Below are 25,213 nucleotides of genomic sequence, written 5' to 3' on the forward strand. Positions count from 1 at the left end.
TATTTTCTTACGCTTTTAACAGCTCACGCTCAAGGCGCGTTAGTTTAGTTTCGATCGTACCGTCATATGTCGTGTAACCGATTTGGACGCGAAGTCCTCCGATGACGCGCGTGTCGACGACGTTCTCGACTTCAAGCGTTTTACCTGATTTTTGGCCAAACGTCTCTTTCACTTTCGTGAGTTCCTCGTCTGACAATTTGTATGCACTCGTGACGATTGCCGTCGCGACATTGCGGTGTTCATTCAATAATGCAATGAAGTGTTCCGGTAATGTAACGATCTCTGCTGCCCGGTCGTTTTCGACCATGACAAGCAATGTGTTTAAGACGATCGAGTTGAAGCCAGTGAAGCTTGTTTGAAGAACTTGCTTGAGCTCTTCAGCAGAAATCGATGGGTTATCTAAAACCGAAGCGAGCTCTGGTGTTGCGTGGAGCACTTCGCCGAGCGTCCGCACATCAGCTTCTGCTTGCTCGAGCACATGGTGCTCAAGCGCAAGATCGAAGAGCGCTTTTGCGTAGCGTCCCGCTACGTGATCACGCATTAGTTCGTGCCCTTAGTATCAGCAAGGAATTGATCGACGAGTGCTTTTTGAGCGGCTTCGTCTGTCGCAAGCTGTGTTTTCATGACGTGGCGTGCTGCAGCGATTGCTTGAAGAGCGACATCGTTCTTCAAAGCAGCTTGTGCTTCAGCGCGTTCACGTTCGATCGCACGGCGAGCTTCTTCCTTACTCATTTCGGATTCAAGACGTGCCTGCTCCATCGCACGTGCTTGCTCTGCTTCTGCCTGACGGCGTGATGCTTCTAAAAGATCGCGTGCTTCCGTACGCGCCTTGTTTAATTCTTCGCGTTGTTGTTCTACGTAGACTTCAGCGTCTTTACGGCTCTTTTCAGCCGAGTTGATCTCGCTAGCCACATGCTCTTCCCGCGCTTTCATCATGTTGACGAGCGGGCCCCATGCGAATTTCTTCAAGAGGATGAGGAGCAAGAGGAAAACGACGATCGTGACGATCATGTTGGCTAATAAGAGATGGCTTTCGCCACCAGTTTCTGCCGCAAGATACGTTAGATTCATTCGATTACACTCCCCTCGTGGTTGGTTCAACTTCAATATCTACATAAGGGAGCCTAAGCTCCCGTGACGGTTCACTCAAACGTTGAACGAATAGCGCCCTATGTAGTCCGTTCTCGTTAATCGTGGATTAAGAGTTGAGAAGAAGGAAACCGACCGCTACACCGATGATTGGAAGTGCCTCAACGAGACCGATACCGATGAACATTGTTTGACGAAGTTCGTTTTTGAGTTCTGGCTGACGTGCTTGACCTAATACTGTACCGTTTACGATAAGACCGTTACCGATACCTGCGCCGAGTGCGCCGAGTCCGATGATGATCGCTGTTGCAATAAGATTCATGATAAATTGCCTCCCTAGAGTATGTTCATTGATTTGTCGTGCTGTTATCGGAAAAGCGGATGCTTTACCTTCGAATTAATGGTCGTGCGCTGCCTTATGTCCGATGTAAACCATCGTCAAGATAAGGAAGATATACGCTTGGATACCACCGATGAAGAGTGAGAATCCTTGCCAGATCAACATCGGGATACCCGAGATGATCGCGCCGACTGGTCCGAGGAATTGGAAATCGTTCGTACCAGAGACGATACCGATCGAAAGAATGATTCCGATCATGATTTCACCAGCGAAGATGTTTCCGTAAAGACGAAGACCGAGCGTCAACGTGTTTGCAAACTCCTCGATGATGGTAATGATAAACATCGGCGTCATGAATGTTTTCGCATAAGCGCCGAAGCCTCGCATCTTCACACCGTAGTAATGACTTAAGACTACTACGAGAGATGAAAGTGCCAGTGTCACGTAAGGATCTGCAGTTGGTGAGTTGAACCAAATGTAGTGTCCCGTCACGACGTTGAATGGGAGACCCATGATGTTGGACACAAGGATGAACAGGAATAATGTCATTCCGAACGTAAGGAAGCGACCCCCTGTTTTCCAGTCCATCGTGCTGCTGATAATTCCGCGAACGAATTCAAGGAACATCTCCATCACGTTTTGAGCACCGGTTGGCTTCATCACAAGACGTCGCGTACCGGCCACGGCAATCAAGAAGACGAGAGCAGCAGCAATCAATACTGTGATCAAGTTCGTCCAGCTACCGTACAGAACGAAGTCACCCCAGAGTGGGATTTCGTAAAGTGGCATTTCGTGGTTCATTTGACTATTCACCTCTTTTCCCGCTTGAGTTCGTGAGTCAAGAACTCACAAAATTGTATGACGTGGCCGGCGAGAAGGCCTATTACCACCGCAGTTAATGACAATTCAGTTTGATACTTCAAACCGATCATCACACAAAGTACCGCGACCGCCATGCGTGAAACGGTCCCTCGAGACACTGGCTTGCGCCCCGTCTCGATTACACGATACATCCGATCGACGCTGAGTCGTTGAAGCGTCAAGATCAGAAAGCTGCCAGTTCCACCAAGTGCTAGTCCATAGATGACTAGGTCACTCGGGCGTCCGATGAGCAGCAGGACAGCCAGGATTCCGTAAAAGAGTCCAAACCATCGTAAGTACGCACGATACAACGCATCTTGAAGGATGATGTTCATGTCTTCTCCCCTAACAAGTGCCTGATCATGGCGATCATGCAAAGAATGCCGATGAAAATCCCGATGAACACGGCGAACGTCGCACCCATTTTTTCCCACCATTGTTGTTGTTCCCCATAGTTCCCAACCAAAAAGCCAATGACGATCGGTGCAGCCAGTGCCGTCGAAATTTGCGAGGCCATGACCATACTCTTCGCGAGCCCACTTTGGCGCACTAGAGACGACCCCCTTTTTTCCCAATTGTGAGTTCTTTTTCTTTCCCACAATTTGCGGATTTTCATACTAGTCAAGAATACAATGAAGCAGCTTTCATAGTCAAATGAATTCACAATAAAAACAGAGCCGAAAAACCTATACATATCAACGATTGATAAGGTTTTCACAGATGTCTTCCATGCAAGTCATTTCACGAAGATGTGAAGAAAATATGTAGTACTATCAACGGTTAAAGAGATTGTTCATATGGTGAACAAAACCGTTGAATAGTAACGTTATATCGTGCCCGTTAAAGCGAAACAAGACCTCTAAAATTGATTTGTGTCGATTTTGTGAAAAAACATTTTTTGTTCACAATTGAAAACGCTTCCGAATCGGGACATAAAAACAGCTCTGACATCTGTTTGTAACAATACATTTCAGCGATTTCCATTTTTTCAATCGTGCGGTACGTCACAGCTTGAATCGTCATCGTTTCCTTTCCAGTTTCAAGGTCATCTGGTTTTACATTTTCTAAACAAATGGGCTGAATTTAGTGGAAATGGTAAGATTTAAAGATATTATTCCTGTAAACTAAAATCTTTTGCCGTCATAGATGTACTAAAACAAAAAAGAATCGCTTATTTCACGCGACTCCTACAGGAAAAAGCACAAGTCTTTGTGCTGTCAGAGACAAGTGAGACCCGACTCCTCGTCTAAGGACGATGAGACGCGGCTCACGTCTCGCCTGAGGAAAGCAAGTGAATGTAAGCGATTCGGAGGGTGATCGTCGTTTTTTATTGTGTGAGTAACGGTGCCGGAGCTTCCCCTTGACCGAAGTGATGCAGGATTGCTTGGACGATGCGTTCGGACGCATGACCATCGCCATACGGATTCGAGGCATGCGCCATCTCTTGATAAAGTGTTTCGTTCGTCAAAAGTTCCGTTGCCATCTGATAAATCGTCTCTTCTTCCGTACCGGCAAGCTTCAACGTTCCGGCAGCAATCCCTTCTGGACGCTCCGTCGTGTCGCGTAAGACAAGCACAGGTACACCAAGCGACGGTGCTTCTTCCTGTACGCCACCTGAATCAGTCAGGATTAAATGCGCACGGCTCGCGAAGTTATGGAAATCAAACACATCGAGTGGGGCGATCAGAGAAATTCGATCATGCCCTTCAAAGACCGTCTTCGCAGCTTCTTGAACGACCGGATTGAGGTGAACCGGATAGACGACATGCGTATCCGGGAACGCATCGACGAGGCGACGAATCGCCCGGAACATCTGATGCATCTTCTCGCCTTGGTTCTCACGACGATGTGCCGTCATCAGGATCAGCTTCCGGTCCCCGACCGTCTCAAGCATCGGATGGACATAATCGGTTTGAACGGTCGTCTGCAGAGCATCGATTGCCGTATTCCCCGTGATGTAGACACCAGCGTGACGGTTCTCGGATGCGAGATTCGCTGCTGCTTGTGCTGTCGGAGCAAAATGTAAGTCCGCGAGCGTCGACGTCAACTGACGATTGACCTCTTCCGGGAACGGCGAGTATTTATTATACGTGCGCAGTCCCGCCTCGACGTGACCGACTGCGATCTGATTGTAATAGGCAGCCAGGCTTCCGACGAACGTCGTCGTCGTATCCCCATGAACGAGGACAAGATCTGGCTTGATCTCCTTCATAATCGCATCGAGTCCCTCGAGACCACGCGTCGTAATATCAACAAGTGTCTGACGTTGCTTCATGATATTTAAATCATGATCCGGTTGGATTTCGAATAAATCGAGCACTTGATCGAGCATCTCGCGGTGCTGGGCAGTGATCGTAACATGAACATCAAAAGCAGGGTGTTGCTTCAGGGCATTGACGAGCGGTGCCATCTTGATGGCTTCCGGTCGTGTCCCGAAAATCGGCATGACTGTAATCGGCATGGTGACTTCCTCCTTTTTTCCTTTTTTCATTAAAGCATACTTCAGCAGTCTTGCGCAGTTTACGAAATAGCAACGAAAAGACCGCAGATCATCGTCTGCGGTCTTTTTGTGTAGCTTGCTGTTTTTTACTTCGTTCCGAAGAGACGGTCTCCTGCATCACCGAGTCCTGGGACGATATATCCGTGGTCGTCCAACTTCTCGTCGAGTGCCGCGAGATAGATGTCGACATCCGGGTGTTCTTCTTGAACGCGTTTGACGCCTTCAGGTGCTGCACAGAGACATGCGAGCTTGATGCTCTTTGCCCCTTGTTTCTTTAAGGAGGAGATGGCGTCTGCCGCCGAACCACCTGTCGCAAGCATCGGGTCAACGACGACGAAATCACGTTCTGCGACGTCTGTTGGGAGCTTGAGGTAGTATTCCGTTGGCTCGAGTGTCTCTGGGTCACGGTACAAACCGATGTGACCGACTTTGACGTTCGGCATCATGCGGAGCATGCCGTCGACCATACCGAGACCGGCGCGGAGAATCGGGACGATCCCGAGTTTCTTGCCTTCGATCATCTTTTGCGTCGTCTTCGTGACCGGTGTCTCGATCGCGACATCTGTGAGTGGAAGGTCACGTGTGATTTCATATGCCATCAATGAAGCCACCTCGTCGACAAGTTCCCGGAATTGTTTCGTTCCTGTTTCGACTTTACGCATGATCGTCATCTTGTGTTGAATCAATGGGTGATCAAATACATGTACTTTACTCATTGTTTGCATCTCCTCTCCATTCTCTTTTCGCATTGTACTCTAAAAACGTACTGCTTGGGAACTGTTTTTTCGTCAGTTTCCGAGCGTACTCTTCCCTGATAGAATTGCTTTTGCGGCGTAAGACCATTCATTGTCCGGTTGTTTCGCGAGTTCTTGCAAGGTCGCACGATAATCACCTTTTTTATATTTTTGTTCATAGACCGCTTGCATCCAGAGGACGTCACTCATGTATCCGGACTTCGGGAAATCTTTCCGATAGGCAATATAATCCGCCTGTGTCGTCTGCTTGAGCTTTCCGACAGCGATCAACTTATAGAAGCGTGCCATACCTGCTGTCTCTTTGTTCGTCAAGACGGATCCGGTCAAGACACTGTCTGCTCGTTTGTAGTCTTTCGCCTGAACAGCAGCAACCCCTTGCTCGAGTGCTTCTTTCGGAGGTAGTTGCGTCTGCTTTGTTTCGGAAGAAGTCTCCTTCTTCTCTGGCTTAATCGCTTTCGCTTTTTCTTGCTCACTTGCCAGCTGCTCGTTTTTTTCTTTTAACTGTTCGACTTCCGTTTGCAGCGCTGCGAGTTGTTGCTCGACCTCTGTTTGTTTCGTTGCGACTGGTGTTGCGGGTTCGCTATCCAACTGTGTCCAGACGAGAACGAGAGAGACGACAGCAACGGCTCCACCAATCCACCATGGATTCAGTTTTCCGAGTCGCTTCCAGTCTTTCAATTGCGGATGATTCTGAACCGTCATGGGAAAGGATGCCAATCGCTTCTGGGCAAGACGCTTCCCACCTGCTTTTCCTGCGATCGCCAGGCGATAACGATAGACTTCTGCTGGCATCGGTAAGATCTTCCACTGTTCAAAACGAGCATCTGCCTGTTCATAAAATCCTGCCTGTTGCATGATGACGATTGCTTTGAAATCTTCGAGCATCCGGTAATATTCCCGGCGCTCGTGGCTTTTATGGGTGAACCATTCTGTCAGGCGTTCCGTTTGAATGGCTTGAAGTTCTGATTGGATCAAGGTTGATAAGTTCACATTTATTTCCACCTTTATCTTTTTTTACTACGGTTAAGTATAGCAAAGATAACGCTTCCGCAAATGGTTCGTTTCCCCTATCTTCTTGACGAAGCATTGAAAAAAACCTCTTGTTTTCGTACGTCGATGTACGAAAACAAGAGGATGAATCGTTTAACGATGAGAATAGGATCGGGATGCTGTTGCTTCCGTGATCCGCCCATCTTCAATCCGCCAAATCCGGTCACAGACGTCAAGCATCCGTTCGTCATGCGTGATGACGATGACGGTCTTGTTCGACTCATGCGCTTGTTGTTGCAACAGCTCCATCACCCGGCGACCATTCGGATAATCGAGACTTGCCGTCGGTTCATCCGCGAGTACAAGTCGTGGTTCATTGACGAAGGCCCGGGCAATCGCGACACGTTGTCGTTCGCCACCTGATAAGGCGTGCGGCAAATGGTCTTTCCGGTGCTCGAGTCCGAACACGGCGAGCGCCGCCGTCGCGTCAACCGTCCGTCCAGCCTCCTTTGCGACCAATTCGAGTTGCTCTCCTGCTGTCAAAAATGGTACGAGATGCGATTCTTGAAAGATGAACCCGACTTCCTCGAGACGCAAACGACGACGTTCTTCGTCCGCTGCTTCACTGACGCACGTATCATCAAAGTAGACGGCACCGTTCGTTGGTGTCTGTAACAATCCAAGCAACTGGAGCAATGTACTTTTCCCGCTACCACTTGGTCCGACGAGGGCAATCAACTCACCCGCTTCTGCTTGTAAGTTGATGTCATGTAGAACCGTCATCTCACCATAACTTTGCTCAATCTGATTTAATCGAATCATCCGTTCATTCCTCCCATCGCATCTGCCGCTTCGAGTTTCTTGACCATCCGTAACGGAACGAGCGCACCGAGGATTGCCGTTACGAGTAAAATGCCGCCGTACATCAGACTAGTCGACCATTCAAAACGGAATGGAAGATCCGCCGGTAAGAAACGACTTGTTAAATAGGTGATGGCGACGCTGACAGCAAAGGCGAGGCTCGTCAAGAGGATGACTTGTACGAGTAGACTCGCACCCATCGTCCGGGTCCGGATGCCGATTGCCTTCAAGACACCGAGCTGTTTCATCTTTTGCATCGTCAAAATATAGAAGAAGGCAGTCAGAATCAATGCCCCGATGACGACGAGTGCGACCCGCATCATCTGGAAGGAGTTTTGCTCCGCTGCATAGCCTGGTACGTTCTCAACGACTGCTTGTTTTGAGAAGACGGCTTGATCCGTTTGCAACGACTGACCGATATACGCTGAGACGTATGATGCCCCCATCTTCGATTGCCATGCTTGCCACGATTCATCCGTCATCCAAAGGACCGGTGCGTGACTATAACGTCCGTCCGTTACTGTACCGGCAATTCGGAACGTCTCTTTCGTCCGAAAATCCGTAATCGTATCGCCAACACGGGTTCCGCGTTGCTCCGCGTACGCAGCATCAACGAGAACTTCACCTTTTTGCAATGATTGCAACTGTTTTGGACCATAATTCGTCGTCTCTGGTAACGCAAAGACCGTCACATCATCCTTCGTTCCATTCTTCTTCTCAAGCACCATGTTCTGGACACCGAGTGCTTCCGCGCCCTTTGGTGTCTCGTCCGCCTGTAAGAACGAACGCGTCAGCTGTCCTTCTGCATCTTTGCTCAGCGCAAACTGCTCGACCGGTAGATTCCGGACGGCAGCCCCATTGTCGTAGGCCAGCCCGTCCGCAAGACCGGTGATCATCAAAATCAATAAGACGATCAACATCGTCACGATCGTCATCCAACTGAATCGTCCTTTCATTCGGACGAGTTCTTTCCATCCTAACTTCATCGCGTGATCCCTCCTGTATGTTCGCTACAGGATTGATGATACGACTGCAATATGAACGGAACATGAACGCACGCGTCAAATGCGTAAAAAAGTCAATGTCACAGTCAGACTGGATGAATCAGACGACAAATTCGCGTCCCCACCAAGTTGGCGCATCGTCTCTTTAACGATCGCAAGCCCGAGTCCCGTCCCGCGCGACGTTCGGGATGCATCGCCTTGATAAAAGCGTTCAAAGGCATGTTCCATCTGTTGTTCGGTCATACCTGGTCCTTCGTCCTTGATTCGGACGATGACCTGATTCACTTGTTCTTCCGCTTGAATATGAATCGTCGCTCCTTCGGCTGAGACTGAGACGGCGTTTCGAATGACATTTTGGAAGACATGTTCGAGCGCACTGGCATCTGCTTGAATCTGTAGTGCTGGCGATACATCGAGTGCGACAGCGATGCCTTGCTCATCCAGCTGAAAGGCAAGTGTTGTGAGTGTCGTCTCTAGACTCGTTCGTAGATCGAGTGCTTGTCGTTTGAAGCGCCGTCCTTCATCGAGCTTTGCTAAGATCAATAATTGACGCGTCAGCTCCGACATTCGCGCTGCCTCTTGTTGAATGATTGCCCGTCTCCTGACGTCTTCTCCCGTCACGTCGAGTTGTCCAGCGTACCCCGAGATCGTCGTCAACGGCGACTGGAATTCATGCGAGACGTTTGCAACGAACCGGCGTCGTTCCGTATCGGACGCTTCAATCGCCATCGCCATCTCGTCAAAGCGTCGGGACAGTTCACCAATCTCATCGCGCGCCTTCGTTCCGACACGAATTCCATAGTCGCCGTCTGCCATCTGTTCCGTTGCTTTTGTCAGGCGCCGGATCGGACGCACGAGATACCGGATCGAGAAGACGAGCAAGAGAAAGCTGATCACGACAAGCAGTCCGAGGAACAGACCAACGAACAGGTGTAACTCGCGAATCTGCCGACTCAAGTCCGGACGGACGAAGATTGCATCCGTTCCTTGTGCCGTCTTGACCGACGTCCCGTACGTGTTGATGACTTCGTTATCGAATAGTCCAAGCAGGAAGAGATGAAACGGATACTCACGCATCCCGTAGTACGGTTGACCATTTTTCACTTGCTCGATGACTTGACTCGAGAGCGTTTCATTGCGAAATGTGTTTCCGTAACGCTCCGTTCCGTCATCTGTTCGAACATACAGTTGAAAGCCAGTTGCTTGTAACATCCGGTAAAACGATTCCGTCTTTCCGTCACCGTGCGTCTCGTAATAATCGATCGCTGTCTCGACCGCTTCCTCGACTTTTTGGCTATAGCTGTCCTGCCAAAACGAATAGTAGGCGATGTTACTGATTAAAAGAGCAAGCAGGGCGGACACGAGTAAGACGACACAGACGAGTCCGACGATTTTCGTATAGAGGCTCCTCATGCGTCGACCTCCAACCGGTACCCGAGTCCGCGAACGGTCTCAATCTTCACCTGATTCGTCTCCTTCAGACGTCCACGAAGTCGTTTGATGTGGACGTCAATCGTCCGATCGTCTCCCATGAAATCAAGTCCCCAGACGTGTTCGATCAATTCCTCGCGGCTAAAGACCCGTCCCGGAAAACTCGCCAACTGATGTAATAATTCGAACTCGCGCCGCGGGAGTGTCCACTCGGTCGACTGGATCGTCACGAGCTGACTGCGTTTATCAATCGTGACATCCCCGAGATGTAAGACGGGTTGCGCCGCTTTTTGATAGCGCCGCGCCACGGCGTGAAGCCGAAACACTAATTCTTCCGGATCGAACGGTTTCGTGATGTAATCATCAGCACCTGCTGCAAAGCCGTCCCGCTTATCTGTCAGTTCACCGAGCGCCGTCAGCATCAAGATTGGGATGTCCCCGTTTTGCCGTAACCGCTCACATAGGACGAGACCGGTCTGCCCGGGAAGTAGGACATCGAGCACGGCTGCCTCGAACGTCATCGTTTCAATCCAAGCGAGCGCTTCGTTTCCGTCTGCTGTCGCTCGGACGGAGTGTCCGTCGGCCTGTAACGTCGATACGACAAGTGATTGGATATGTGGGTCATCTTCAACGACTAAAATATACAATCGTACGCCTCCTTTTTTAGACAAACAAAAATCCCCTCCCCCTTCTCATAATGAAAAGGACGAAGGGGATGACAATCATCCGCGCTCTGGGTAGAGTGGGAAACGACCTGTCAAAGCAACGACACGCTCACGTGCTTGTGCGAGAACGTCTGCTTCTTCTGGGTGGTTCAAGACGAGTTCGATCAACTCGGCGATTTCTTTCATCTCGGCTTCCTTGAAGCCACGTGATGTCATCGCTGCCGTTCCGATCCGGATACCACTCGTGACGAACGGGCTCGCTGGGTCGAACGGAATCGTGTTCTTGTTGACCGTGATGCCGGCTTCGTCAAGCGCGTGCTCAGCAAGTTTCCCTGTGATCCCGAGCGGTTGTAAGTCGACGAGGAGCAAGTGATTGTCCGTTCCGCCTGAGACGATTCGGAGTCCACGCTTCGTCAATTCCTCACCGAGGACTTTTGCGTTCGTGACGACTTGACCGATGTAGTCCTTGAACTCTGGTGCAAGAGCTTCACCGAACGCGACAGCTTTCGCGGCGATGACGTGCATGAGTGGACCACCTTGGATACCTGGGAAAATGGCTTTATCGATTGCTTTCGCATGCTCTTCTTTACAGAGGATCATCCCACCACGTGGACCACGCAACGTCTTATGCGTCGTCGTCGTGACGAAGTGCGCATGCTCGACTGGGTTCGGGTGCTGACCTGCTGCGACAAGTCCAGCGATGTGTGCCATGTCGACCATCAAGTAAGCACCGACGCTGTCTGCGATTTCACGGAAACGTTTGAAGTCGATGACACGCGGATACGCCGATGCGCCCGCGACGATTAATTTTGGTTTATGCTCTTCTGCTAATTTCGCAACGACATCGTAATCAATCATCTCTGTCTCTTGATCGACACCGTATTCCACAAAGTTGTACTGGACACCGGAGAAATTGACGGGGCTACCGTGCGTCAGATGGCCACCGTGCGAGAGGTTCATCCCGAGGACCGTATCTCCCTGCTCGAGAATCGTGAAGTAAACCGCCATGTTCGCTTGTGCACCCGAGTGTGGTTGCACGTTCGCGTGCTCCGCACCGAAGATTTCCTTCGCGCGGTCGCGTGCTAAATTCTCAGCGAGATCGACATACTCACAGCCACCATAATAACGACGACCTGGGTAACCTTCTGCGTACTTGTTCGTCAAGACGCTGCCTTGTGCTTCCATGACAGCTTGCGAGACGAAGTTCTCGGATGCGATCAATTCGATGTTATCCCGTTGACGACCTAGTTCCTGGCGCATTGCCGAAAAGAGTGCCTCATCTTGTTGTTTCAGATACGTAAGCGGTGTTTGTTCCATCTGAATTCCCCCATTTCATTTCGATAGACCTATCTTAACACGAATGTTTCGTTCCCGGCATCCCTAAAAACAACATCAAAAAAGCAAGGGGTGCGCAACCCCTTGCATCAATCATTCGTATTTAGCACGTGCTCCACCGATTAATTTCGGTCGTGTCACGGCTGCCGTCACGTGTGCCTCACCGATTTCCTTGTGCGGCAAGCGCACGGGAATCGCAACAGCTTTCAAGTGCATCCCGATGAACGTGTCACCGATATCAATCCCGGCGTCTGCCTGAATCGCTTCGACGACGACCGGTGCCGAGAAGCGCTGATAGGCAGCACTCGCCATCGATCCACCGGCTTCCGGAACAGGAACGACCGTCACTGGATCGAGTCCGAGTCGTTCTGCCGTTTGCCGCTCAAGCGTCAGCGCCCGGTTGATATGCTCACAGCCTTGGAAGGCAAGATCGACTTGGTGCGACCGACGAAAGGCATCGAAAACATCGAACAACGCGTCTGCGACTTCCGGTGAACCGGCCTTGCCGATTTGTTTGCCGATGACTTCACTCGTCGAACAGCCGATCACGAGCAATTTTCCTTTTAAGGAAAATCGTTCATCCAGAGCGTTCAGTGCTTCTTCTAAATCGTGCTGGATGCGTGTCAAGTCCATTACTTCACCTCATAATCTGAGATTTTGCAAACGCGGTTCTCATGACGTCCGCCTTCGAATTCCGTTTCAAGCCAAAGCTGTGCGATCTCACGAGCCAGTCCTGGACCGATGACGCGTTCGCCCATCGTTAAGATGTTCGAATCGTTGTGCTGACGCGTCGCTTTCGCGCTGAACGTATCATGGACGAGTGCTGCTCGGATGCCCTTGACTTTGTTCGCTGCGATTCCGATCCCGATCCCTGTTCCACAAATCAAGATGCCACGATCAAACTCTCCGCTTGCGACTGCCTCAGCGACTGGAATCGCGACATCCGGATAATCGATCGAGTCGGCTGAATGCGTACCGAAGTCCGTATAGTCGATGCCGAGCTCTTGTAAGAGGTCGTTGATTTCTGCCTTTAACTTAAAACCGCCATGATCCGCGCCGATTGCTACTTTCATCTTTACTATTCCCCCGTTTGTTTAGGTTGTTTTTTCGGAAGTTTCCGTGTATCCGGAGCTTTTCTTCCGTTTCCGTTCTGCGTCAATTTTAACACAAGACGGTTGACGAGGGGTTCGAGTTCATTACGTACTTGCCGGTAGACGTTCATTGATCCGCCGTACGGATCGTTGATGTCCCGTTCAAGCCCTGTCACATATTCATATAAGGTGAACGTCCGTTCCTTCAGTTCCGGATAGCGTTCACCGACTTCCTGCTTGTGCTGACGCGTCATCGTCAAGATGATGTCAGACCAACGCCCGAGTACATCATCAAAGACTTGCGTATAGTGTTCGAGTTCGATCCCGCGCTCACGTAACACTTGTAAGGCGTTCTCGGACGCATCAAATCCTTGCATCGAACGTAGTCCTGCTGAACGGACGTCGAATTCCTGATCGGCGACTTTCGAGCGTAGTAACGCCATCGCCATCGGGCTACGGCATGTATTTCCTGTACAGATGAATAAAACGCGACGTGTGCTCATCTCCGTATCCTCCTTCTTCAAGGGCGAATGACCCGACCACCTGCTGCTTTATGGAGGCGGTTGCGGACCGCAAGCCCCACCCCTTCTTCTGATAGGTCTCGTACAAAAATCTGATCCACCGTCGTCTGATCAAATCGCCGTAAACAATCGTAAAGACGTTGTGCCGCCGTCTCCATCGAATTACCAAGGGAGCAGCGAACATCTGCGTCGACTTCCTCCCCGTCAAACAGGAGGACGCCCGTCTTGTGTCCGGTTTGTCGTGCATCATCGATGAGTTGCTGTAAGAATGAAAGATCTCCCTCCACTACGGAAAGTGTTGCTTCCGGTGCGTAGTGGGTATATTTCATCCCGGGTGCCTTCGGTGTAACATCTTTCATCGATAAGGCAGGATCGAGTGTGACAGGACCGATGACCGACTCGATTTGTTCGCGTGTCACGCCGCCCGGTCGTAAAATCGCCGGTGGCGTCATCGTACAATCGATGACAGTCGATTCGACCCCGATGCCCGTTTCCCCTCCATCGACGATCGCAGCGATGCGTCCCGATAGGTCATGTGCGACGTGCGCAGATGACGTCGGTGAAGGTTTTCCGGAACGGTTGGCACTCGGTGCTGCGAGACCCAACCCTGTCGCCTCGATCAATCGAAGCGCGAGCGGATGGTCTGGCATCCGTAATCCGATCGTATCTAGTCCTGCTGTGACGAGTGTGGATGCGGTGCCGTTCGATTCGAGGATGATCGTCAAGGCTCCTGGCCAGAACGCCTCCATCAAACGAGCCGCGACATCTGGGATGTGCGTGACGAACTGATGTGCCTGTTCTACGGATGCGACATGGACAATCAGCGGATTGTCAGAAGGTCGACCCTTCGCGGCGAAGATTCGCCGAACAGCCGCTTCGTTCGTTGCGTCCCCTGCGAGACCATAGACGGTCTCGGTCGGCATCGCCACGACCTCTCCTTCCTGCAATAACCGAACTGCTTCATCCATCGTCTGTAAGTCAATCATTTCCGTCTTCACGCTGTACAATCCTTTCGTTCCGCATACACGATACGGTCTTTACCGTTTATATCTTTTAAAATACCCGTTTCCGCATTTGGATAACGTTCTTTTAACATCATTTGCACTTCTGGTCCTTGATTGTGTCCAATTTCAAACGCAATCAGTCGGAAATCGTCTCGTAGGACCCGTCCACTCTCCTCGACGAGACGTCGGTAAAAGACGAGACCGTCTTTTCCGCCAAACAGGGCGAGATGCGGTTCGTGGTCGAACACGACTTCACTGAGTAATTCCTCTTCCTCGATATAAGGAGGATTCGAAACAAGCACCCGCACGGAATCATCCGCAAGTGGCGCTAGTAAATCTCCTTCAAGGAACGTCACGTCTCCACCAAGCTTCGCTTGATTTTGCTTCGCGACTGCAATCGCGGCCGGTGAAATATCGACGGTCGTGACCGGTTGCTCGAGTTCGAGGGCGAGCGTGATTCCAATCGCTCCGCTACCGGTTCCGATGTCGACGATCTGTCCCGCGGTGAACGACTCACGTTTGAGACGCTCCGTGACGAAGACGATCAACTCTTCCGTTTCCGGTCGTGGAATCAAGACATCCGGTGTGACACGGAAATCCCGTCCATAAAACGGCTGATAGCCGATTAAATGCTGAACGGGTACGCCGTGAACATGAGCAAGCAAGTATTCACTGAATCGTAAATCTTGCTCCGGCGTCAATTCATCGGACAAGCGGACAAGGAGTCCGGTCCGGTCGACATCCAAGACGTGCATGAGTAACCATTCGGCACTTGAACCCTCGCGTCCTGCTTGTTCCATCATCGTTTTTGCATCATTTAAACGTTTCGCGATCCGCATCAGTTCGCCGCCTCCGATGCCCGCGCCTGATGTTCCATGACAAGCGTATCGATGACTTCATCCATCTCGCCTTGCAAGATTCGATCAAGCTTCTGGATCGTCAATCCGATCCGGTGATCCGTCACCCGGTTTTGAGCGAAATTATACGTCCGAATCCGCTCTGAACGGTCACCCGTACCGACAGCTGACTTCCGTTTTTCATCATATTCCGCTTGCTGTTCGCGTTGAATCTTATCGTAGACACGCGCGCGCAAGACCTTCATCGCTTTTTCCTTGTTCTTGATTTGCGACTTCTCATCCTGACAGCTGGCAACGATTCCCGTCGGCACGTGCGTGACACGGACAGCGGACTGTGTCGTATTGACGGACTGGCCACCCGGTCCACTCGACGTGAACGTATCGACTCGGACATCCTTGTCATGGATCTCGACTTCGACGTCTTCTGCTTCTGGTAACACGGCGACCGTTGCGGTCGATGTATGAATCCGCCCGCCGGATTCCGTTGACGGAACGCGTTGGACGCGGTGTGCCCCGTTCTCGTACTTCAACTTCGAATAAGCACCCGTTCCTTTGACGATAAAGATGATCTCTTTGTAGCCACCAAGCTCCGTGTAGCTCGCATCGATGATCTCAATCTTCCAGCTCTGTTTCTCAGCAAACTTCGAGTACATCTTAAATAGGTCACCCGCAAATAAGGCTGCCTCGTCTCCCCCTGCTGCACCACGAATCTCGACGATGACGTTCTTATCGTCATTCGGATCCTTTGGTAATAATAAAGCCTTCAGCTTCGCTTCAAGCTCTTTGATCTCCGGTTCAAGCATCGCGACTTCTTCCTTTGCAAGGTCGCGCATCTCGGGATCTGTCAACATTTGACGTGCCTCTTGATAAGCTTCCATCTTCTCGCGATAGACACGGTACGTCTCGACGGTCGGCGCAAGCTGTGACTGCTCCTTTGAGACCTCACGCAATTGATTCGTATCATTGATGATGGCTGGATCAGCCAACATATCATTTAGTTTTTCATAACGGTCCTCTAACGCACTCAATCGATCCAACATCTCGGTCATCCTTCCTGGCGATTCTTCTGTCGTCAGTATAGCAAATATTGCGATCGATGGCGTCATCGTCTTCTTGAAAAGAAACGTTGACAGACAGGTTGTAAATTCCTATAATTGGTGTATTAATTGAATTAGTACACTTAAGGAGGTGAAGAAATGTTCACCGTTGATCCGAAAAGTCCGTTACCGATCTATGAACAGTTGGTCGCTCAAATCATCCGCTCGATTGCTCGTGGTCTACTCCGCTCCGGCGAACAGATGCCATCCGTCCGTGAACTTGCCGGTACACTCCTTGTCAATCCGAACACTGTCTCCCGCGCCTATCAGGAACTCGAGAGCCGCAACTTCATCGTCACGATGCGCGGTAAAGGCTCCTTCATCTCAGACATCCCACTTCACGAAGTCAAACAAGCTGCCATCCAAGATCCACTCATCCGCCTTTGTGCCATCGCCGACGAATTATCCATCTCAAACGAAGAACTCTATCAACATATCTTACACATAAGGGAGGATTCCTCATGTTGACCGTTTCTCATCTGACGAAACAAATTGACCGTACCATGATTTATGAAAATGCATCCTTCACCCTGCCGGCAGGAACGATTACTGCCTTGATTGGTCGTAATGGTGCCGGAAAAACGACATTACTGAAAACACTCGTCGGAGCGCTCGAGCCGACTCGTGGAAAGGTCGAATGGAACGGCGAGTCGATCCACCACGTCCCGAAGACGCGGAAGCACCTTTTCCTCGTTCCGGATTCTGTTTCCGTCTACCGCCAGATGACGCTCGGTGAACTGATCAACTTCTATCACGTCTTTTATCCAAACTTCGAGAAGACGTATATCGAAAACTACTGCCGCTCGTCGAATCTCGATCGCGGACGTCGCGTCACTTCTTTATCGAAGGGACAAGCGCAATTGTTCCTTCTCCAACTCGCGTTCGCAACGAATGCCCCGGTTCTGTTACTCGATGAACCAACCGATGGACTTGACCGAATCAACAAACGTGATTATCTGAAACAACTCGTCTCATTACTTGCGGAGCGCCAGACAGCCGTTCTGATTGCTTCGCATCAACTCGAAGAACTCGATTCCCTTGCCGACCGTGTCATGACGATCGAAAAACACCTCGTCCGCGAACCGAAGGCACTCGATGATGCCAAAGCTAGCATGCAGAAATGGCAAGTCGTCTATGAAGATGTTCCAGAGCTCAGTCATGCCGATCTCCACGTCTTATCCCAAACGGGTCGGGTCGTGACGTTACTCGTCTTATCCGATGCAGGCGCGCAGTATCTTGAAACGACGAGTCCTCTATTAAAGGATGCTTTGCCGGTGCAGATGGAAGATTACTTCTTAGGGACATTTGGAGGGAAACGACATGGTTAAGCAATTGATCCGCTATCACATCAAGCAAGGCATTTGGCCACTCGCTTGTTTTATTCTACTGGCGATCTTCAGTTATGGTTTTGGTAGCTATACCATCATCAACGACTTTGAAACATATGAAGTATCTTATCAAACCGAAACGATTCAAGCTGTCCTCGTCAGTCCGTTCTTCACTGGATTCGCTGCCATTCTGATCGCCGTCTTTGCGATTTTGATGCTCGGTTCCGAGCGCGGAAGTGGTCGCAGTCTGATCTTACACGCGTTGCCGTTTCCGAAGGTCTGGCTGTTTTGGATTAAATGGGCGATCGGCACTGTGACGTTGATCGTCTTCCCGATCATCGGTTTTTTCGCCAGTTGGTCATTACTGCAAGCATTCGGTATCAATCCGTTTGATTACGTCACGTGGTCGTCACTCCTTCAAGATTTTGGTCTATTCCTTCTATTTGATGTGACAATTTTGACGATCTTCTTATTCGCCGGAACGATTGCTGGTGATATCATCGGACAACTGTTACTCGGAACGTTCTTCTTGTTCTTGAATTACTTCACGTATTTCAGTATCTATGCTATCGGTCAACTGGGTTTTGGCGTGGGCTACGAAGAGTTAGACAAACCAACAAGCTTTTTGATGACAATCACGACGCCCTTTGCACTCTTCTTCGAGTACAATACCGATTTCAACATCGCTTATGCTGTATTGTTCAGTTTAGCCTTGACGGTCGTCTTACTGATTTTCGGTAGTCGTCTCTATGTCAAAGGTGCGAACGAACGTCTCGGGCGTTTCACGATTTTCCCGAAATTACATCCAGCACTCATCATCACCTTCTCGATCTATACGACAATCCTACTCGCGGGAATCATCGGTCTGATTTCGTCCGAGAATCAATTCCTGTACTGGCTCGCAATCGCGATTCTCGCGTGGCCGACGTTCAGCTCTTATCGCAGAATGATTGGGTGGAGTCGCTAATGCAACGAATGGATCTTCTGAAATGACTTTTCAGAAGGTCCATTTTTTTTGTCATCGATTCTTCACAAAGCTTTACAAACGATAAACATGGATTTCACATTCTATCCGTAAGGTGGAGTTTGTAGGTCGTATCGATCATCAAACCCCAGCACCTTTCGAGGAGGAACTCTTATGAAATTAAAACGTATCATTCCGATTTTTGCCTTATCAACCCTTTCCCTTAGTACGATGCTCTCGATGCCTGAAGCAGAAGCAAAGACGAAACCGGTCAAATCACCGGAAATCCGGAACGTCATCTTCTTGATCGGCGACGGGATGGGTGTCTCCTATACATCAGCACATCGTTACTTAAAGAACGATCCATCGACACCGGTTGCTGAAAAAACAGCGTTTGACCAATACCTCGTTGGTCAACAGATGACTTATCCGGAAGATCCGAAGGAAAACGTCACCGATTCCGCTTCCGCAGCAACAGCGATGTCATCCGGCGTCAAGACGTATAATGCAGCGATTGCTGTCGATAACGATAAATCGGAAGTCAAGACCGTCCTTGAAGCAGCGAAAGAACGTGGTAAGTCAACAGGACTCGTTGCAACATCGGAAATCACGCATGCGACACCTGCTTCGTTCGGTGCTCATGATGAGAGCCGAAAGAACATGAACGCGATCGCAGACGATTACTTCAAGGAACGCGTCAATGGGAAGCATAAAATTGACGTCATGCTCGGTGGCGGTAAGTCGAACTTCGTCCGTCCGGATGTTGATTTGACGAAAGCATTCAAAAAAGACGGTTACAGTTACGTCACGGATCTGGATCAATTGCAAGGTGATAAAAACAAACAAGTCCTCGGTCTGTTCGCAGATGGTGGATTACCAAAACGGATTGACCGCGAAAACTCGGTCCCATCGCTTGAACAAATGACGAACTCTGCCATTAAGCGACTCGACTCGAATAAAAAAGGATTCTTCCTGATGGTCGAAGGTAGCCAAGTCGACTGGGCCGGTCATGACAATGATATCGTCGGTGCCATGAGTGAGATGGAAGACTTCGAGCGGGCATTCAAAGCCGCGATCGCATTTGCAAAGAAGGATAAACATACACTCGTCGTCGCGACAGCTGACCACTCAACGGGTGGATATTCAATCGGTGCAGATGGCATCTATAACTGGTTCGCTGAACCGATCAAAGCGGCAAAGAAAACACCTGACTTCATGGCGCAAAAAATCGTCGATGGTGCGGACGTCCGCAAGACGTTGACGACGTATATCGATCAGGACAAACTCGCCTTGACGGACAAAGAAATCGATAGCGTCTCCCGCGCTGCTGAATCGAAGAAATTACTCGAGATCGATAATGCGATTGAAGAAATCTTCAACGAACGCTCGCATACAGGCTGGACGACAGGTGGACATACAGGTGAAGACGTACCGGTCTATGCGTTCGGTCCTGCTAAAGAACGTTTCGCGGGACAAGTCGACAACACGGATCACGCGAAAATCATCTTCGATCTCTTGAAATCGAAGAAATAAGGAGAATGTTCATGAGACAGATACTTGCTACTTTGATGCTCGGGACGGTGCTCGCTGGTTGTGGCACTTCAGCATCACAAGACACACCAAAAGAACCAGCGTCTGCGAAACAGGAGCAGCCGGTATCGCTTGAAAAAACAAGCGCCTACGTTCCAAACCCACAAATTCCAGACGATCGCGATTTGACAAAAATCGATCAGACCGTCACGGATGATAAGGGCGACCTGACGCTTAAACAATTCAAACGAGTGAACGAAACACGGAAGATTGGTCCGATCGAGATGACGATCGAAGAGATCAAAGTATTCCATGCTCGTCCAAGCTATGGCATGATTGATTTCTTCCATGGCTTTACGCACGATGAATCCTTTGATTTGATCAAGACACGGGTCACGATCAAGAACACAAGTAATGAACCGGTCACGTTCAATCCTGTCGCCCACTTCAAACTCGATGCTGCGACAGAAAAGACGCTCGAGGACGACGTCTATTTGGAGTCGCTTGCGAAAACTTACGCCCCGTCCGAGTCACGGAGTGGTAACTTCGGCTTCATCTTGGAACAGCCGGTTGACTCGATTGAACTCTTGACGAGTGATGTTCTCGATGAAAAACAAGATGTCCTCAAAAAAGGAACGACGTTTTCGACGTCTCTTCGTTGACTGACATTCACACTTCTACGCTCTATCTATTTTCCGGTCATGTCCGGATCATAGGTGGAGCTATTTTGATGCCTGTAATCGTTCCGTGCTACACTAAAGGCATTATTTGAGTGTAAAGGACGGATCATATGCCGAAGTATTTAAACATCTATCACGAGCTCGCACAGCGGATTCAGGAAGGAACGCTCCCGGCTGAAACGAAATTACCTTCTGAGACGGAATTGATGCACGAATTCGAGGCGAGCCGCGGAACGGTCCGAAAAGCGATCGATGCCCTGCAAGAAAAAGGCTTCGTCCGTAAACACCAGGGGAAAGGTGTCTTCGTCCTGTCGCAAGAAGCGATCGAATTCCAATTCAATGGGATCGTCAGCTTCTCGGAAGCACATCGCCGGATGGGGCGACATGCCGTCGAGACGGATGTAGTGTCTTGCGAAGTCCTCTCCGCCTCTGCTGAGCTCGCTTCGTTATTACATGTGGCACAAGGAACGAACGTGACGCGCATCGAGCGCATTCGCCAAATCGATGGTGAACGTGTCATCCGTGACATCAATCATTTCGTGACAGCACTCGTACCCGGACTCACTACTGACATCGCTCAAGGTTCGATCTATCAGTACATCGAAGAGACACTTGGTCGGCAGATCAGCTACGCAAAACGAAAAATCGAAGCTCGCCCTGCGACAATGGAAGACCAAGAACGACTCGACCTTCACGATATGACGCATGTCATCGTTGTCACGAACGATACGTATTTCTATGAAGGACAACATTTCGAACGGACGGAATCGCGTCACCGGCTCGATAAGTTTCAGTTCACTGATATTGCCCGTCGTTGAATATACGCTACGTTGAATATACGCTACCTAGATGAGGGAATCCGTAGCTGACGGATTCTCTCTTTTTTATTCTTCTTAACTTATCTATATAAGTTCTTGACCAACTTATATAGATAAGTTAAGATAAGTGTGCGCAGATAAGAAAACGTTTTCATTTCAAAAGTGGTCAAGTATGTCACTTCCAAAAAGGAGCATCGAGATGAAACCAAACTATCGTCAGATTGCAGAGCAAATCATTGAGAACATCGGAGGTAAGGAGAACGTTGAGCAGGCAGCTCACTGTGTCACCCGCCTTCGTTTAACGCTTAAGAACCAAGAGCTTGTCGATCAAGAAGCCTTACTTGAAGTTCCGCTCGTCAAAGGCGCGTTCTTGAACGCGGGTGTCTATCAAATCGTCATTGGTGCCGGAGACGTCGACCGGGTCTATGCAGAATTCATTCAATTAACCGGTTTACAGGCAACGACGATCGCAGATGTTAAATCGTCTGGCGCTGCCAAGATGAATCCGTTCCAAAAGTTGATCAAAGTCTTTTCTGATGTCTTCATGCCTATCATCCCGGCGATCATCGTTGCTGGTCTCTTAATGGGAATCAATAATCTATTCGGTATCGAGTTCGGTGGCAAGACGATGATCGATCGTTATCCGAACTTACAAGGACTTTGGGATCTTATCAATATGATGGCAAACACGGCCTTCGTCTTCCTCCCGGCACTCGTCGGTTGGTCAGCGACGAAACGCTTCGGTGGAAGTGAGATTCTCGGGATCGTCATGGGTCTGATGCTTGTTCACCCAGATCTCTTAAACGCTTGGAACTACGGACAAAGTGCTCTAAAAGGTGAAATCCCGACATTCAACATTCTCGGTCTCTTTGAAATTGAAAAAGTCGGTTATCAGGGACAAATCCTCCCTGTACTCGCCGCTGCTTATGTTCTCAGTACGATTGAACGTTGGCTCAAAAAACGGGTACCGAATGCGATTCAATTACTCGTCGTACCGATTACGACGATCACATTGACGGGCTTCCTCGCCCTTGCCGTCATCGGACCGGTCACGCGTCAAGTCGGTGACTGGATTACAATCGGTGTCGTCAATACGTTCGAAGCTGTTCCGTTACTTGGTGCCTTACTCTTCGGCGCACTCTATGCGCCGCTCGTTATTACCGGCATGCACCACATGTTCATCGCCGTTGATCTACAGTTGATCGGACAAAGCGGAACGACGTTCATCTGGCCGATGATCGCGATTTCGAACATCGCCCAAGGTTCAGCAACACTCGCGATGCTTTTCCTCGCGAAAAACGTTAACGATAAAAACATGGCATCAACGTCCGCTTTATCCGCCTACTTCGGGATCACGGAACCAGCGATGTTCGGGGTCAATCTCCGATTCAAATATCCGTTTTACGCGGCACTCGTCGGTTCAGCGATCGCGTCAGCTTTCATCGCCGTCAGTGGCGTTCTTGCTCCTGCGATCGGTGTTGGCGGATTACCTGCTTTCATTTCGATCGTACCAGGCTCGATTCTGTCATTCATCGTCGGCATGGTGATCGCGATCATCGTTCCTGTCGCCTGTACGTTCCTGTTCCACTATGTCTCGACGAAACGCGCAAAAAAAGCTGCCCTGAAAAAAGCAGCGTAATTTTAGAAAGGTGTGTATCTCATGATCACGACAACCGATTGGCGCAAATCCGCCGTTTATCAAATCTATCCGAAGAGTTTTTATAGTCCGGAGGGCAAAGCGACCGGTACGTTACGAGGCGTCACTGCCAAACTCGATTATCTGGCGGATCTTGGTGTCGATTATCTCTGGTTGACGCCGGTCTATGCCTCACCGCAAAACGACAATGGTTATGATGTCAGTGATTATTACGCGATTGATCCATCCTACGGAACAATGGACGATTTCGAGACGTTACTTGCAGAAGCAAAACAACGCGGTCTGTCTGTCATGATGGATATCGTCGTCAACCATTGCTCGACGTCGCACTCTTGGTTCGAAGAAGGACGTCACCCGGACAGCCCGTATCACGACTATTTTATCTGGCGCGATACACCGAACGACTGGGTATCGAAATTCGGTGGTCCCGCTTGGTCATTTGATGAGGTAGCTGGCAAGTATTACTTGCACCTGTTCGACAAGACGCAAGCGGATCTGAACTGGGAAAATCCACGCTTACGAGAAGATGTTTACAACATGATGCGCTTTTGGCGGGATAAAGGGGTCAGCGGCTTCCGACTTGATGTCATCAATTTGATCTCAAAGACGCCAGGTCTTCCGAACGATCCAGCAGGGGACGGACGTGCGTATTATACGGACGGACCGAACGTCCATGACTACTTGCAAGAGATGAACGCAGAAGTCTTTGCTGGACACGATCTCATGACGGTCGGCGAGATGTCGTCGACGTCACTTGAACACTGCCTCCGTTATTCATCGCTTAATGAACAAGAACTGAAGATGACGTTCAATTTTCATCACTTGAAGGTCGATTATCCGAACGGTGAAAAATGGACGGCAGCACCGTTTGATTTCAAGCAACTGAAACAGATTTTCTCCGACTGGCAATCCGGCATGAACGGACAAGCCTGGAACGCTATCTTTTGGTGCAACCATGACCAGCCACGCGTCGTCAGCCGGTTTGGTGACGACGTCACGTATCGCGTCGAAAGTGCGAAGATGCTCGCGACGACGCTTCACGGTTTACAAGGTACACCGTATATCTATCAAGGAGAAGAGATCGGCATGCCGAATCCGGACTTCACGGATCTGTCCGACTACCGCGATGTCGAGACGTTGAACGCCTATCAGGAAGCTCGGGACAACGGCGTAACGGAAGAAGCGATTCTCGCTGCGATTCGTCAAAAGTCGCGTGACAATGCGCGGACGCCGATGCCGTGGTCGGATGCTGTCAACGGTGGCTTTAGTTCAAGCGAGCCGTGGATACCGGTCTCACCAACGTATGATCACATCAATGTCGAGTCGGCTGTCGCAGACACAAACTCGGTCTATCATCATTACAAACAGTTGATTCAACTCCGCAAACAGTATGACGTGCTGACGGACGGTTCGTACCGTCTGTTGACACCAGACGATCCGTTACTCTGGGCGTACGAACGTGCCACAAGCGAGGAAGAGTTGCTTGTCGTTTCGAACTTCTACGGAACAGAGACGACGTTCACGTTACCTCGTGACGGATCGGATTATACGGTGTTGCTTCACAACTATCAGAAGATGCAGACAGAGGGTCAGACTTTGACGTTACGTCCTTATGAATCCCTGATGCTTTATCGTCAAAAGTGATGTATCTCTCGTTTTTCTCTTGATTACCATCTCTAACAACGAATGTTTCATCCTCGCTTTCCACAGGCGGGAGGTAAGCCGCGGCCACCCGCATTCACTGCGGTCTGCCGGGTCTTACCTATCCCTGCCGAAAGCACTGTCTGTGCTTTCTTCTCCTGTAGGAGTCGAGGATGCGCATTCTTAATTTCTTT

28 protein-coding genes are annotated in these 25,213 nt (G+C 50.0%); 8 read left to right on the forward strand and 20 right to left on the reverse strand.

Annotated elements, in window-relative coordinates; all coding sequences use genetic code 11:
- Positions 1 to 7: 7 nt before the first annotated feature.
- The 20 genes from KNQ08_RS10975 to prfA all read right to left on the reverse strand — a co-directional run bounded on the left by KNQ08_RS10975 (position 8) and on the right by prfA (position 16,344).
- On the reverse strand, positions 8 to 541 hold the full coding sequence (locus KNQ08_RS10975) for a F0F1 ATP synthase subunit delta (RefSeq protein WP_050676947.1): 534 nt from the start codon (positions 539 to 541) through the stop codon (positions 8 to 10).
- Positions 541 to 1,071 carry a F0F1 ATP synthase subunit B gene (atpF, locus tag KNQ08_RS10980; RefSeq protein ID WP_214805613.1) on the reverse strand — a complete coding sequence of 177 codons (531 nt, stop codon included), beginning with the start codon at positions 1,069 to 1,071 and terminating at the stop codon, positions 541 to 543. Before atpF ends, KNQ08_RS10975 begins: the two co-directional genes overlap by 1 nt.
- Before the next feature lie 127 nt (positions 1,072 to 1,198).
- Positions 1,199 to 1,411 (reverse strand): F0F1 ATP synthase subunit C, encoded by a 213-nt coding sequence (gene atpE, locus KNQ08_RS10985; protein ID WP_023469499.1) that lies wholly within the window; start codon positions 1,409 to 1,411, stop codon positions 1,199 to 1,201.
- A 75-nt stretch (positions 1,412 to 1,486) separates the two neighbouring features.
- Positions 1,487 to 2,230 carry a F0F1 ATP synthase subunit A gene (gene atpB / locus KNQ08_RS10990; RefSeq protein ID WP_023469500.1) on the reverse strand — a complete coding sequence of 248 codons (744 nt, stop codon included), beginning with the start codon at positions 2,228 to 2,230 and terminating at the stop codon, positions 1,487 to 1,489.
- Positions 2,231 to 2,238: 8 nt separating this feature from the next.
- The gene (locus KNQ08_RS10995) at positions 2,239 to 2,625 is read right to left on the reverse strand and encodes an ATP synthase subunit I (RefSeq protein ID WP_214805615.1); all 387 of its coding nucleotides are present in this window, start codon (positions 2,623 to 2,625) and stop codon (positions 2,239 to 2,241) included.
- Entirely contained in the window at positions 2,622 to 2,840 is a 219-nt protein-coding gene (locus tag KNQ08_RS11000) for an AtpZ/AtpI family protein (RefSeq protein ID WP_023469502.1), read from the reverse strand. Before KNQ08_RS11000 ends, KNQ08_RS10995 begins: the two co-directional genes overlap by 4 nt.
- Positions 2,841 to 3,617: 777 nt before the next feature.
- On the reverse strand, positions 3,618 to 4,751 hold the full coding sequence (gene wecB, locus KNQ08_RS11005) for a non-hydrolyzing UDP-N-acetylglucosamine 2-epimerase (RefSeq protein WP_214724159.1): 1,134 nt from the start codon (positions 4,749 to 4,751) through the stop codon (positions 3,618 to 3,620).
- 125 nt (positions 4,752 to 4,876) lie between these two features.
- A complete protein-coding gene (gene upp, locus KNQ08_RS11010) occupies positions 4,877 to 5,506 on the reverse strand; it encodes a uracil phosphoribosyltransferase (protein WP_029342745.1) in 630 nt (209 codons plus the stop codon).
- A 72-nt stretch (positions 5,507 to 5,578) separates the two neighbouring features.
- A complete protein-coding gene (locus tag KNQ08_RS11015; RefSeq protein ID WP_214771700.1) occupies positions 5,579 to 6,535 on the reverse strand; it encodes a hypothetical protein in 957 nt (318 codons plus the stop codon).
- A gap of 153 nt (positions 6,536 to 6,688) precedes the next feature.
- On the reverse strand, positions 6,689 to 7,357 hold the full coding sequence (locus tag KNQ08_RS11020; RefSeq protein WP_214771703.1) for an ABC transporter ATP-binding protein: 669 nt from the start codon (positions 7,355 to 7,357) through the stop codon (positions 6,689 to 6,691).
- On the reverse strand, positions 7,354 to 8,382 hold the full coding sequence (locus KNQ08_RS11025; protein ID WP_214805617.1) for an ABC transporter permease: 1,029 nt from the start codon (positions 8,380 to 8,382) through the stop codon (positions 7,354 to 7,356). The genes KNQ08_RS11020 and KNQ08_RS11025 overlap by 4 nt, the downstream gene beginning before the upstream one ends.
- Before the next feature lie 75 nt (positions 8,383 to 8,457).
- A complete protein-coding gene (locus KNQ08_RS11030) occupies positions 8,458 to 9,813 on the reverse strand; it encodes a HAMP domain-containing sensor histidine kinase (protein ID WP_214771707.1) in 1,356 nt (451 codons plus the stop codon).
- Positions 9,810 to 10,478 (reverse strand): response regulator transcription factor, encoded by a 669-nt coding sequence (locus KNQ08_RS11035; RefSeq protein ID WP_214771710.1) that lies wholly within the window; start codon positions 10,476 to 10,478, stop codon positions 9,810 to 9,812. Before KNQ08_RS11035 ends, KNQ08_RS11030 begins: the two co-directional genes overlap by 4 nt.
- Positions 10,479 to 10,553: 75 nt before the next feature.
- Entirely contained in the window at positions 10,554 to 11,813 is a 1,260-nt protein-coding gene (glyA, locus tag KNQ08_RS11040; RefSeq protein ID WP_029342751.1) for a serine hydroxymethyltransferase, read from the reverse strand.
- A gap of 111 nt (positions 11,814 to 11,924) precedes the next feature.
- Positions 11,925 to 12,464, reverse strand: a complete 540-nt coding sequence (locus KNQ08_RS11045; protein ID WP_023469511.1) for a TIGR01440 family protein — start codon at positions 12,462 to 12,464, stop codon at positions 11,925 to 11,927.
- The gene (gene rpiB, locus KNQ08_RS11050) at positions 12,464 to 12,904 is read right to left on the reverse strand and encodes a ribose 5-phosphate isomerase B (RefSeq protein WP_023469512.1); all 441 of its coding nucleotides are present in this window, start codon (positions 12,902 to 12,904) and stop codon (positions 12,464 to 12,466) included. Before rpiB ends, KNQ08_RS11045 begins: the two co-directional genes overlap by 1 nt.
- 5 nt (positions 12,905 to 12,909) lie before the next feature.
- Positions 12,910 to 13,425, reverse strand: a complete 516-nt coding sequence (locus KNQ08_RS11055; protein WP_023469513.1) for a low molecular weight protein arginine phosphatase — start codon at positions 13,423 to 13,425, stop codon at positions 12,910 to 12,912.
- A 17-nt stretch (positions 13,426 to 13,442) separates the two neighbouring features.
- Positions 13,443 to 14,441, reverse strand: a complete 999-nt coding sequence (locus tag KNQ08_RS11060; RefSeq protein WP_064299235.1) for an L-threonylcarbamoyladenylate synthase — start codon at positions 14,439 to 14,441, stop codon at positions 13,443 to 13,445.
- A complete protein-coding gene (gene prmC / locus KNQ08_RS11065; RefSeq protein ID WP_214771716.1) occupies positions 14,438 to 15,286 on the reverse strand; it encodes a peptide chain release factor N(5)-glutamine methyltransferase in 849 nt (282 codons plus the stop codon). The genes KNQ08_RS11060 and prmC overlap by 4 nt, the downstream gene beginning before the upstream one ends.
- Positions 15,286 to 16,344 (reverse strand): peptide chain release factor 1, encoded by a 1,059-nt coding sequence (gene prfA, locus KNQ08_RS11070; protein ID WP_047394495.1) that lies wholly within the window; start codon positions 16,342 to 16,344, stop codon positions 15,286 to 15,288. The genes prmC and prfA overlap by 1 nt, the downstream gene beginning before the upstream one ends.
- Before the next feature lie 156 nt (positions 16,345 to 16,500).
- On the opposite strand from prfA, the gene KNQ08_RS11075 reads away from it, so the two are divergent.
- The 8 genes from KNQ08_RS11075 to treC all read left to right on the forward strand — a co-directional run bounded on the left by KNQ08_RS11075 (position 16,501) and on the right by treC (position 25,022).
- On the forward strand, positions 16,501 to 16,869 hold the full coding sequence (locus KNQ08_RS11075) for a GntR family transcriptional regulator (protein ID WP_029342757.1): 369 nt from the start codon (positions 16,501 to 16,503) through the stop codon (positions 16,867 to 16,869).
- Positions 16,863 to 17,729 (forward strand): ATP-binding cassette domain-containing protein, encoded by an 867-nt coding sequence (locus KNQ08_RS11080; protein ID WP_214771718.1) that lies wholly within the window; start codon positions 16,863 to 16,865, stop codon positions 17,727 to 17,729. Before KNQ08_RS11075 ends, KNQ08_RS11080 begins: the two co-directional genes overlap by 7 nt.
- A complete protein-coding gene (locus KNQ08_RS11085) occupies positions 17,722 to 18,696 on the forward strand; it encodes a hypothetical protein (protein ID WP_214771721.1) in 975 nt (324 codons plus the stop codon). Before KNQ08_RS11080 ends, KNQ08_RS11085 begins: the two co-directional genes overlap by 8 nt.
- A 171-nt stretch (positions 18,697 to 18,867) precedes the next feature.
- The gene (locus KNQ08_RS11090; RefSeq protein WP_058704141.1) at positions 18,868 to 20,226 is read left to right on the forward strand and encodes an alkaline phosphatase; all 1,359 of its coding nucleotides are present in this window, start codon (positions 18,868 to 18,870) and stop codon (positions 20,224 to 20,226) included.
- Between the two features lie 11 nt (positions 20,227 to 20,237).
- Entirely contained in the window at positions 20,238 to 20,885 is a 648-nt protein-coding gene (locus tag KNQ08_RS11095; protein WP_214771727.1) for a DUF4352 domain-containing protein, read from the forward strand.
- A gap of 128 nt (positions 20,886 to 21,013) precedes the next feature.
- Positions 21,014 to 21,721 (forward strand): trehalose operon repressor, encoded by a 708-nt coding sequence (treR, locus tag KNQ08_RS11100; RefSeq protein WP_214771729.1) that lies wholly within the window; start codon positions 21,014 to 21,016, stop codon positions 21,719 to 21,721.
- 199 nt (positions 21,722 to 21,920) lie between these two features.
- Positions 21,921 to 23,360 carry a PTS system trehalose-specific EIIBC component gene (gene treP / locus KNQ08_RS11105; protein WP_047394480.1) on the forward strand — a complete coding sequence of 480 codons (1,440 nt, stop codon included), beginning with the start codon at positions 21,921 to 21,923 and terminating at the stop codon, positions 23,358 to 23,360.
- Positions 23,361 to 23,381: 21 nt separating this feature from the next.
- Positions 23,382 to 25,022 carry an alpha,alpha-phosphotrehalase gene (gene treC / locus KNQ08_RS11110; RefSeq protein ID WP_214805619.1) on the forward strand — a complete coding sequence of 547 codons (1,641 nt, stop codon included), beginning with the start codon at positions 23,382 to 23,384 and terminating at the stop codon, positions 25,020 to 25,022.
- Positions 25,023 to 25,213: the final 191 nt, after the last annotated feature.

Origin of the sequence: Exiguobacterium sp. s46, assembly GCF_018618875.1 — a bacterium.
Classification (GTDB): domain Bacteria; phylum Bacillota; class Bacilli; order Exiguobacteriales; family Exiguobacteriaceae; genus Exiguobacterium_A; species Exiguobacterium_A abrahamii.

Coding starts and splice junctions, on each gene's coding strand:
- KNQ08_RS10975 (WP_050676947.1), bottom strand. CDS start 541: ATGCGTGATCACGTAGCGGGACGCTACGCAAAAGCGCTCTTCGATCTT.
- atpF (WP_214805613.1), bottom strand. CDS start 1,071: ATGAATCTAACGTATCTTGCGGCAGAAACTGGTGGCGAAAGCCATCTC.
- atpE (WP_023469499.1), bottom strand. CDS start 1,411: ATGAATCTTATTGCAACAGCGATCATCATCGGACTCGGCGCACTCGGC.
- atpB (WP_023469500.1), bottom strand. CDS start 2,230: ATGAACCACGAAATGCCACTTTACGAAATCCCACTCTGGGGTGACTTC.
- KNQ08_RS10995 (WP_214805615.1), bottom strand. CDS start 2,625: ATGAACATCATCCTTCAAGATGCGTTGTATCGTGCGTACTTACGATGG.
- wecB (WP_214724159.1), bottom strand. CDS start 4,751: ATGCCGATTACAGTCATGCCGATTTTCGGGACACGACCGGAAGCCATC.
- upp (WP_029342745.1), bottom strand. CDS start 5,506: ATGAGTAAAGTACATGTATTTGATCACCCATTGATTCAACACAAGATG.
- KNQ08_RS11020 (WP_214771703.1), bottom strand. CDS start 7,357: ATGATTCGATTAAATCAGATTGAGCAAAGTTATGGTGAGATGACGGTT.
- KNQ08_RS11025 (WP_214805617.1), bottom strand. CDS start 8,382: ATGAAGTTAGGATGGAAAGAACTCGTCCGAATGAAAGGACGATTCAGT.
- KNQ08_RS11030 (WP_214771707.1), bottom strand. CDS start 9,813: ATGAGGAGCCTCTATACGAAAATCGTCGGACTCGTCTGTGTCGTCTTA.
- glyA (WP_029342751.1), bottom strand. CDS start 11,813: ATGGAACAAACACCGCTTACGTATCTGAAACAACAAGATGAGGCACTC.
- KNQ08_RS11045 (WP_023469511.1), bottom strand. CDS start 12,464: ATGGACTTGACACGCATCCAGCACGATTTAGAAGAAGCACTGAACGCT.
- rpiB (WP_023469512.1), bottom strand. CDS start 12,904: ATGAAAGTAGCAATCGGCGCGGATCATGGCGGTTTTAAGTTAAAGGCA.
- KNQ08_RS11055 (WP_023469513.1), bottom strand. CDS start 13,425: ATGAGCACACGTCGCGTTTTATTCATCTGTACAGGAAATACATGCCGT.
- prmC (WP_214771716.1), bottom strand. CDS start 15,286: ATGCGGATCGCGAAACGTTTAAATGATGCAAAAACGATGATGGAACAA.
- prfA (WP_047394495.1), bottom strand. CDS start 16,344: ATGTTGGATCGATTGAGTGCGTTAGAGGACCGTTATGAAAAACTAAAT.
- KNQ08_RS11075 (WP_029342757.1), top strand. CDS start 16,501: ATGTTCACCGTTGATCCGAAAAGTCCGTTACCGATCTATGAACAGTTG.
- KNQ08_RS11080 (WP_214771718.1), top strand. CDS start 16,863: ATGTTGACCGTTTCTCATCTGACGAAACAAATTGACCGTACCATGATT.
- KNQ08_RS11085 (WP_214771721.1), top strand. CDS start 17,722: ATGGTTAAGCAATTGATCCGCTATCACATCAAGCAAGGCATTTGGCCA.
- KNQ08_RS11090 (WP_058704141.1), top strand. CDS start 18,868: ATGAAATTAAAACGTATCATTCCGATTTTTGCCTTATCAACCCTTTCC.
- KNQ08_RS11095 (WP_214771727.1), top strand. CDS start 20,238: ATGAGACAGATACTTGCTACTTTGATGCTCGGGACGGTGCTCGCTGGT.
- treR (WP_214771729.1), top strand. CDS start 21,014: ATGCCGAAGTATTTAAACATCTATCACGAGCTCGCACAGCGGATTCAG.
- treP (WP_047394480.1), top strand. CDS start 21,921: ATGAAACCAAACTATCGTCAGATTGCAGAGCAAATCATTGAGAACATC.
- treC (WP_214805619.1), top strand. CDS start 23,382: ATGATCACGACAACCGATTGGCGCAAATCCGCCGTTTATCAAATCTAT.